Origin of the sequence: Parvibaculum sp. (genome assembly GCF_035511255.1) — a bacterium.
Taxonomy (GTDB): Bacteria; Pseudomonadota; Alphaproteobacteria; order Parvibaculales; family Parvibaculaceae; genus Parvibaculum.
Map to the genome: position 1 here is coordinate 1 of NZ_DATKFR010000219.1, position 3798 is coordinate 3798.

The following is a 3798-nucleotide window of genomic DNA, read 5'->3' on the forward strand; positions in this document are numbered from 1 at the left end:
TGAAAATCTGAAAGCCTTGAAGGGCGGCAAGGAAATGGAAGTGCTGTTCAAGCACGCCGCCAAGGGCGACATCAAGGTGCCGGTGAAGCTCGACGGCTTCGGCGCCGCGATCGCAGCCCTGCCGAAGCCTAAGGCCTAATCTTCCCGCGTCGGGAAGAACACGCTGCGGAGCCAGCCTCCCAGCGTGTTCTCCCTGAGCAGGTAGCGCATCAGACGATCCATGTCGCGATTGACGCGCTCGGGCTCTGCAAAGAGTTCCGAGCGTTTTCGCATGGGCCGCGTCGTATCGAGCTCGCGCACGACGCGGGCGGGGTTGCCCGCTGCAATGCAGTTCGGGGGAATGTCGCGGGTGACAACGGATCCGGCGCCGATGATGCTGTTGTCGCCGATGGTGACGCCCTTGCAGACGATCGCACGCACGCCGAGCCAGCAATTCTCGCCGATGACGATGGGCGCATGCTTGTCGAGCTCGCGGGTACGGTCATAGGTATCGTGCCAATCGGAGTCGGAAACGTAGCAGCCGCTGGCGAACATCGTGTTCGAGCCGATGCTGATGCTCTCCGATGCTATGATCTGCGTACCGGGGCTTATCAGTACATAGTCGCCGATCGCAATGCGGCCTTCGCGTCCGTCCGTCGTCCAGGTGCAGAGGCGGGTGGGGTTGCCTCGAGAGGCGTGAATATGGGCACAGGCGCCGACCCGTATATTGCCACCCCATATTTCGATGTCGCGCGGGCTGGTGACGGAAAGACCCGGGCCGACCTCGTCGAAGGCGGGCACCAGGAAATGCTCGGTTCGGAACCGCAGCCATGCGCCCTGAAGGCGACGGATGAAATATGGCCGCCTGTCGCGCCGCAATTCCTTGCTCCCCGATCATTGCCGGGCCGCCGCGCCCGGACTTATCCCCGCTCTCCGCCAGACGGATAGCATGGGCGCATGGATTGCTCACTCGAATTCGGCGGAGAAATGACGATGGATCTAATGGGCGTTTTTCATGCGGATGGTATAGACACCGTCGCGCATTGGGCCGAACAGCTCCTTCACCTGGGGGTGGCGTACCGGCTCGCCCGTATCGTCGGCCAACAGGTTCTGTTCGGAGACATAGGCCACGTATTCGGTGTCCGCATTCTCCGCCAGCAGATGATAGAAGGGCTGGTCCTTGCGCGGACGCACTTCCTCCGGGATCGACAGCCACCACTCTTCGGTGTTGTTGAAAGTCGGATCGACGTCATAGATGACGCCCCGGAAAGGATAGTATCTGTGGCGAACGACCTGTCCGATCTGGAATTTCGCCTGCCGGTTGATTTCCATGACGACGTCTTCACTCCACGTGCACAAGAACTAAAGATAGCAGGTACGGACGCCTGCCGGAAAGCCCGCGGAGCTTCGCCGACACAAACCTTAATGCGCGGCGGGCATGAGCTGCTGCAATTCGCGGCAGCCGATCAGGACGACGCCCTGATTCGCGAGTTCGGAGCGTATCCGGCCAGACCGAAGCAGTTCGTAGTCGCCGACACGCGACCGCCAGTCGGGACAGATGGCACGCAGCTCCGCCGTGTCGAGGGCAGGGTGGAAGACGACATAGCCGACCTGGCCGGGCTCGATCCGCTTAACCATGTCGAGCGTCTGTCCGACGCGGTCTTCTTCGACCTTCAGCGACAGCTGGAATATCCGGTCGAGCGTCGGAATGCCCGCTGTTTCGAGCCCATGGACCGTCTCGGCGAGGTTCGTCGCTGTTTCGGCGTCGTAGCCGCCTTTCCGCCATTGTTCCGCCGCCAGCCGCAAGGCGAAGGGCGGCATCCCCGCCTCAAGCGCCGCTGCGACGAACTCGCCATAGAGCCGCCCATGCATGACCGATCCCATATGCGTATCGAGATGCGTCGGGACGATGCCGGCCTCCCGGGCAAGGGCGATCTGGAGACGAAGCTCGGCGCCGGCGGCCGACGGGACGGCATGGGCCGCCACCTCCGCGGAGGTGCGCGGGAAGCAGCGCTCATCATCCATGAGACCGCTCGCCGGATCGCGCGTCGAGACGGGCCCCCAGCGATAACCGCTCCATTCGCTGGTCAGCGTCGCATGGACGCCGAGATCCGCGTCGGCATGATCGCGCGCCCAGGCGGCCGTGGCGCGGAACCAGGGGCAGGGCACCATGACCGAGCCGCAGGTGACTTCGCCGGCGTCCCAGAGATCCGCAAAGGCATCGAGCGAGGCGCCGCACATGCCGACATCGTCGACATGCAGGATCGCGATCCGATCGGTGTCCGTGAGCCCCAACCGCGCCAGTACCGGATTTGCTGTCATGTCCCGCCCTGTTCATTTTTATGTGATGGACCGCGCTACGTTGCGCATTTGACCTTCGGTCGCGAAAGGCCAATATGCGCTTAACATGAATTTGCCGGGAATTTCAAATTTCCACGGCCCCATATTGGAGAATTGCATGAGCCGTTCCGTCGCCCCTCTGTTTCGCCCTTTCACGTTCAACGGGCTTACCCTGCCTAACCGTATCGTCATGGCGCCCATGACCCGCTCGAAATCGCCGGGCGGCATTCCGGGACCGGAGGTCGCGGCCTATTATCGCCGCCGCGCCGAGAACGAAACCGGCCTCATCATCACCGAGGGCACGACGGTCAACGATCCCGTCTCCTCGATGGACGTCGATGTTCCGAATTTCTTCGGCGAGGCGCTGAAGGGCTGGAAGCACGTCGTGGAAGAGGTGCACGGCGTCGGCGGTAAGATCATGCCGCAGCTGTGGCATGTCGGCATGGCGCGCAATCCGAAAGGCAAGGTCGCCCATCCCGAGCTTCCGAGCGCCGGACCGTCCGGCCTGTCGCGGCCGGACAAGCAGGTCTCCGAACCGATGACGAAGCAGCACATCCAGCATGTGATCGACGCCTTCGCCCGTGCCGCAGCCGATGCGCGCGAGATCGGCTTCGACGGTGTCGAATTGCACGGCGCGCACGGCTATCTGATCGACCAGTTCTTCTGGGAAGGCCTGAACAAGCGCGACGACGAATTCGGCGGCAACATGTTGAAGCGCGAACGCTTCGCCATCGACATCATCGAGGCGGTGCGCCGCGAGGTTGGCAAGGATTATCCCGTCATCCTGCGCTTCTCCCAGTGGAAACAGCAGGACTATACGGCGCGCCTCGCGCCGACGCCGGAGCTTCTGGGCGAATTTCTGAAGCCGCTGAGCGAGGCGGGCGTCGACGTCTTCCACTGCTCGCAGCGGCGCTTCTGGGAGCCGGAATTTGAGGGCTCGGACCTCAATCTCGCCGGCTGGACGAAGAAGCTGACAGGCAAGCCGACAATCACCGTCGGCAGCGTCAGCCTGTCGGGCGAGTTCATCGCGGCCTTCGGCGGCGAGTCCTCGACGCCCACCGGCATCGACGATTTGCTGGCGCGTCTCGAACGCGACGAGTTCGATCTCGTCGCCGTCGGCCGCGCGCTGCTGGTCGATCCCGCTTGGGCGCGCAAGATCCACGAGGAACGCTACGACGCGCTGGAGCCCTTCAACCCGGCGGCGCTGGCGGTTCTGTCATAGGAGCCGAGCAGGGCCGGAGGTTCGTTATCGTGAACGGACCGGCATTCGCGGCTGCATGTGCAGCGGCTTCGTTCGCCAGATCGAATGTCGTCACGGCAAAGTGATCGAGATCGACGAGACCCGCCCGAATGATCCGGCCATCAGGTCGCGGCCTCGGGCGGGTACATCCACACTCGACATTACGCTTGATGTCTGAATAGCTTTTCCGCCTTCGCATATACCAAACGATCATATGCAACCAACTCTTCCAGGCCAGC

At 62.9% G+C, this 3798-nt stretch carries 5 protein-coding genes; 2 read left to right on the forward strand and 3 right to left on the reverse strand.

Going from position 1 to position 3798, the window contains the following annotated elements; genetic code table 11:
• The first annotated feature begins 16 nt into the window (after positions 1 to 16).
• Positions 17 to 139: a hypothetical protein gene (locus VMR03_RS18980; protein ID WP_414693161.1), complete on the forward strand. Its 123-nt coding sequence runs from the start codon at positions 17 to 19 to the stop codon at positions 137 to 139.
• Here the strand turns inward: VMR03_RS18980 and VMR03_RS08645 are convergent.
• The 3 genes from VMR03_RS08645 to VMR03_RS08655 all read right to left on the reverse strand — a co-directional run bounded on the left by VMR03_RS08645 (position 136) and on the right by VMR03_RS08655 (position 2301).
• On the reverse strand, positions 136 to 858 hold the full coding sequence (locus tag VMR03_RS08645; RefSeq protein WP_325404239.1) for an acyltransferase: 723 nt from the start codon (positions 856 to 858) through the stop codon (positions 136 to 138). The two genes, VMR03_RS18980 and VMR03_RS08645, sit on opposite strands and share 4 nt — an antisense overlap.
• A gap of 120 nt (positions 859 to 978) precedes the next feature.
• A complete protein-coding gene (gene hspQ / locus VMR03_RS08650; RefSeq protein ID WP_325404241.1) occupies positions 979 to 1311 on the reverse strand; it encodes a heat shock protein HspQ in 333 nt (110 codons plus the stop codon).
• A 90-nt stretch (positions 1312 to 1401) separates the two neighbouring features.
• Positions 1402 to 2301, reverse strand: coding sequence for a polysaccharide deacetylase family protein (locus tag VMR03_RS08655; RefSeq protein WP_325404243.1), 900 nt, complete (start codon positions 2299 to 2301; stop codon positions 1402 to 1404).
• Between the two features lie 136 nt (positions 2302 to 2437).
• On the opposite strand from VMR03_RS08655, the gene VMR03_RS08660 reads away from it, so the two are divergent.
• On the forward strand, positions 2438 to 3541 hold the full coding sequence (locus tag VMR03_RS08660; RefSeq protein ID WP_325404245.1) for an NADH:flavin oxidoreductase: 1104 nt from the start codon (positions 2438 to 2440) through the stop codon (positions 3539 to 3541).
• Positions 3542 to 3798 lie beyond the last annotated feature (257 nt).